Source organism: Candidatus Schekmanbacteria bacterium, from assembly GCA_003695725.1.
Lineage (GTDB): Bacteria > Schekmanbacteria > GWA2-38-11 > GWA2-38-11 > J061 > J061.
Window position 1 is genome coordinate 1 of sequence record RFHX01000026.1, and the last position, 4,413, is coordinate 4,413.

5 protein-coding genes and 1 tRNA gene are annotated in these 4,413 nt (G+C 37.3%); 4 read left to right on the top strand and 2 right to left on the bottom strand.

What is annotated here, in order from left to right:
* The 4 genes from D6734_01060 to mqnE all read left to right on the top strand — a co-directional run.
* On the top strand, positions 1 to 1,016 hold a 1,016-nt coding region (locus tag D6734_01060), incomplete at its 5' end, for an agmatine deiminase family protein (protein RMF97954.1).
* Between the two features lie 219 nt (positions 1,017 to 1,235).
* A complete protein-coding gene (locus D6734_01065; GenBank protein ID RMF97955.1) occupies positions 1,236 to 1,448 on the top strand; it encodes a DNA-binding protein in 213 nt (70 codons plus the stop codon).
* Between the two features lie 149 nt (positions 1,449 to 1,597).
* Positions 1,598 to 1,670: transfer RNA gene (locus D6734_01070), tRNA-Ala, on the top strand.
* Positions 1,671 to 1,696: 26 nt separating this feature from the next.
* The gene (gene mqnE / locus D6734_01075; GenBank protein RMF97956.1) at positions 1,697 to 2,791 is read left to right on the top strand and encodes an aminofutalosine synthase MqnE; all 1,095 of its coding nucleotides are present in this window, start codon (positions 1,697 to 1,699) and stop codon (positions 2,789 to 2,791) included.
* Positions 2,792 to 2,810: 19 nt separating this feature from the next.
* Here mqnE and D6734_01080 read toward each other — a convergent pair whose 3' ends face one another.
* Both D6734_01080 and D6734_01085 read right to left on the bottom strand, forming a co-directional pair.
* The gene (locus D6734_01080) at positions 2,811 to 4,094 is read right to left on the bottom strand and encodes a citrate (Si)-synthase (GenBank protein ID RMF97957.1); all 1,284 of its coding nucleotides are present in this window, start codon (positions 4,092 to 4,094) and stop codon (positions 2,811 to 2,813) included.
* 17 nt (positions 4,095 to 4,111) lie between these two features.
* Positions 4,112 to 4,345: a hypothetical protein gene (locus D6734_01085; GenBank protein RMF97958.1), complete on the bottom strand. Its 234-nt coding sequence runs from the start codon at positions 4,343 to 4,345 to the stop codon at positions 4,112 to 4,114.
* Positions 4,346 to 4,413 lie beyond the last annotated feature (68 nt).

A 4,413-nucleotide genomic window follows, 5' to 3' on the forward strand; every position in this document is an offset into this window, starting at 1 on the left:
ATATGCCTGCTGAATGGGAGAGGCATGAAGCAGTATGGCTTTCTTGGCCCTATGATGAATCTACTTTTCCTGACAGAATTAAAGAAGTTGAAAATATTTATCTTAAGATAATTTCTGCCTTACATAATGGCGAGAAGATTAATCTTCTCGTTAAAGATGAAGAGATGAAGAATAGGGTTGAAAAGACTCTCCTCGATTATGGCATAAATCTCTATCAGGTTGTTTTTCATATCTACGATTATGCTGATGTATGGTTTAGAGACTATGGGCCTATATTTTTAGTAAACAAGAGGGAAAAAGCCCTATCCATTGTTAAATGGCAATTTAATGCATGGGGTGAAAAGTATGAAGAGCTTATCAAAGATACCAATATTCCTTATCTGATGAATGAAAAATTGAACCTTCCCCTTTATTCTCCAAATATTGTGCTTGAAGGAGGTTCGATAGATGTCAATGGGGAAGGTGTCTTGCTGACTACAAAGCAATGTCTCTTAAACAAAAATAGGAATAAGAAGTTGAAAGTCGAAGAAATTGAATATTTCTTACGGGAATATTTAGGGGTTAGAGATATAATCTGGCTTGAAGGCGGAGTAGATGGGGATGATACAGATGGTCATATTGATGATGTTGCGCGCTTTGTGAATGAAAATACTGTACTTGCATGTTTTGAAGCAGACGAGAATGATGTCAATTATAATGTCTTGAAGAAAAACTATGAAATACTTTTAAATTACAGAACGGCAGAAGGGAAGAGATTAAATGTCGTAAAACTTCCAATGCCAAAACCTATTGAAATAAATGGACAACGCCTGCCTGCAAGTTATGCCAATTTTTATATAGGAAACAGCGCAGTGCTTGTGCCTGTGTTTAATCAACCTACAGATACTGAAGCAATTGAAATTATTGGTGCTTTTTTCCCTGAAAGAAAAATTGTAGCAATCGACTGCAATGATTTGATAGTCGGATTTGGCGCAATTCATTGTATTACACAACAACAGCCATTACTTGAAGGGTGATTATGATATTTTGGAATGTCTTTGCTGTTGGAGAAATCGTTTTTGTGGATTTTAAATATGAGAATAAAAATCTTGTTTATAATGAAGGGACTTTGAGCAAAAGTAGAATATCTGGTTTTGGGTAGTTTTTCTTGAATTTATGCTAAATAAAAATAGATTATATTTGACAATATTAAAATTTTTTAAAATACATTATAGTAGCTAATATTTTATGGGGAGATAATTATGAAATTGTTAACCATTAAAGAAGTGGCAAAGGTTCTAAAGATCAATGAGCATACTGCTTACAGGTATGCAAAGGATGGAAAGATTCCTGCTACAAGAGTTGGCAGAAGTTGGAGAGTGCTTGAAAGTGTTCTTGAAGATTGGCTGAAGGAAAGGTCTGGTAAAACTACTGGTGCTTGGAAAAGAAAGAAGCCGGAAAAGAAATAATCAGAAAGAGTTTCTAATTTCTGTGGAAATATAATTTTTGTGTTTTCTCTAAAATTCCTGCCTTCACAAATTTGAGAAGTACTTTCTTTACATTTTTCAAAATTTATTTTATTCATTTGCCAGTGGAGTTTACTATAGAGTTATAAGATGGGGATGTAGCTCAGTTGGGAGAGCGCCTCGTTCGCAACGAGGAGGTCGGCGGTTCGATCCCGCTCATCTCCAAATGATTCATTCTGAGGCAGTTTGAGGTGAAGATAGTATCACAAGAATTGAAAGAAATAGAAGAAAAGGTTTACAACAGAGAACGACTTTCAAAAAATGACGGACTAACTTTATATTCCTCAACAGATATTCTTTCCCTTGGTTATCTTGCAAATATTGTCAGAGAGAGAAAGAATGGCAATTTGGCTTATTTCATAAGAAATCGCCATATCAATTATAGCAACATATGTGTCAATCGATGCAAGTTTTGTGCTTTCAGCAAAAGCATTGGCGATGAAGGCGCTTACACTATGACGCTCGATGAAATTTTAGAGAAAGCACGAGAAGCAAAGGGGACAGGGATAACAGAATTTCATATTGTCGGAGGGCTTCATCCAGAATTGCCTTTTGATTTTTATATTGAAATGCTCGAAGCTCTTAAAAAAGAATTTCCAGCAGTGCATATTCAGGCATTTACAGCAGTTGAGATAAAATATCTTTCTACGGTATCTGGACTAAGTATAAAAGATACTCTCTTGGAATTGAAAAAAGCAGGACTTGGTTCTCTTCCGGGAGGCGGGGCAGAAATCTTTTCTGAAAGAGTAAGAAGAGAGCTTTGTGAAGAAAAAACAAGCGGGGAAGAGTGGCTTGAAGTAATGGAGGAAGCACACAATATTGGAATGAAAAGCAATGCAACAATGCTCTATGGTCACCTTGAAAAACCGGAAGAAAAGATAGAGCATTTGATAAGATTGAGAGAGCTTCAAGACCGCACGGGGGGCTTTATGTCATTCATACCTTTAGCTTTCCATCCTGAAAATACTCAATTAAAATCATTCAATTTTACTACGGGAATAGATGATTTAAAGGAGATTGCAATTGCCCGCCTGATGCTTGACAATTTTCCTCATATAAAAGCTTTTTGGATAATGATAGGACTGAAATTGGCGCAGATTTCTCTTTCCTTTGGCGCTGATGATATCGACGGAACAGTCGTGGAAGAAAAGATTACGCATTCAGCAGGCGCTCAAACCGGCCAATTTGTAAGCCGTGAAGAGCTCGTTTCATTGATAAAAAAAGCCGGAAGAGAACCTGTTGAACGTGATACTCTTTACAACAGGGTTTCTCTTCCGGCCTCCTGATATTCGGTGTTTATATCAATTAACTGCTTTGAACCTGTTTTTTAATCCAATCAGTTTGAACGGATTTTGGTCTTGTTATAGGTGTGCCTAAAGCTCTGTTGAGAATGAGCTGTGAGCACATACCAAGAGCTCTTGAAACGCTGAAAAGAACTGTATAGTAGTCGAATTCTGTAAGACCAAAATGATAGAGCAATGCGCCTGAACCAGCATCGACATTAGGCCATGGATTCTTAGCTTTGCCATGTTCTTGAAGTATTCCCGGGACGATGTTGAATAATTTGTCAACAATCTGAAAAACTTCATCATTGCTGCAGTATTGTTTTCCAAATTCATAGAATGCAGTAAAGCGTGGGTCTGTGCATCTCAACACGGCATGACCGTAGCCGGGAATTACATTTCCTGAGTTCAATCTGTCCCATACAAACTGTTTCAAATCATCATCGGAAGGAACACCATTGTATTTTTCCTTGATTTCGAGAACAAAGCGCAGACACTGTTGATTTGCCAATCCGTGCAGTGGTCCTGCAAGCCCATTCAATCCTGCCGATACAGCATAGTAAACATCTGAAAGCGCAGACCCAACTGTGTGGCAAGTATTGGCGCTTACATTTCCGCCTTCATGGTCGCTGTGAAGTGTCATATAGAGCCTCATCAATTTTTTAAAGTTTCCGTCAGGGTCTTCAATGCCAAGCATATGAGCGTAGTTTGCGCCCCAATCAAGCTGAGGGTCAAAAGGTATTCTGGCGCCTTTGCCGAATCTTTGTCTATATATGGCTGCTGCTATGGCAGGAAGCTTTCCTATTAATTGGAGTGAATCTTCCAGAGCGGCTTCCCAATATTCTTCTCTTTTTAGTGTACCATCTGTATATCTTTTTCTAAATACAGATTCCTTTTCAAGAGTTAGAATCAAGATGCTTAACATCGCCATAGGATGAGCATCATTGGGGAGAGATTCCAATACATTCCAAACATAGGAAGGGACTTCTGCTCTATCTGTGAGGTCTTTTTGCAATGCTTTCAAAGCCGCTTCATCAGGAAGTTCTCCTGTCAGAAGGAGATAAAAGATTTCTTCAGGAAGCCGATCTTTGATTTCTCCAATCGGATAACCTCTGATTATCAACCCTTTGTCAGGTTCAACGAGTGAGGTGTCGCAAACAAGCCCTTTGACACCGCGCATTCCTCCGAAGGCTTGAGCAACAGTAACTTCTGAAATGACTTTATCGCCGTGTTCTTTTAATAGTGCTGCTTTTTCTTCTCTCAACTTCGGGATCTGTTGTGCCAGTTTTTCTTGTAATGTAGCCATAACATCTCTCCTTTCAATTAGAATGGGGTCAAACCAATCATTGATTTATTGATAAAAAAAATGTTTTTATTATTTCTGTAAAATTTTTGAAAAAATAAATTTTGGAAAGATATTCCCTTTTCTTTTATATGACCTTTTTTGAAAAGGGAAAATTGCTCGTCTGATTTTTTAAAACCGTGTTCAGTTTTCATATAAAAATAAAAAATTTTTTGTTTTATAAATCTAAAAGGAGTATTTTTATTGTTTGTCAATACTATGAAGGAAATGTATTGTCAATAGCATTTGCTGAATTTTAGAAACAATATTATGATAAATGAAA

Coding starts and splice junctions, on each gene's coding strand:
- D6734_01080 (RMF97957.1), bottom strand. CDS start 4,094: ATGGCTACATTACAAGAAAAACTGGCACAACAGATCCCGAAGTTGAGA.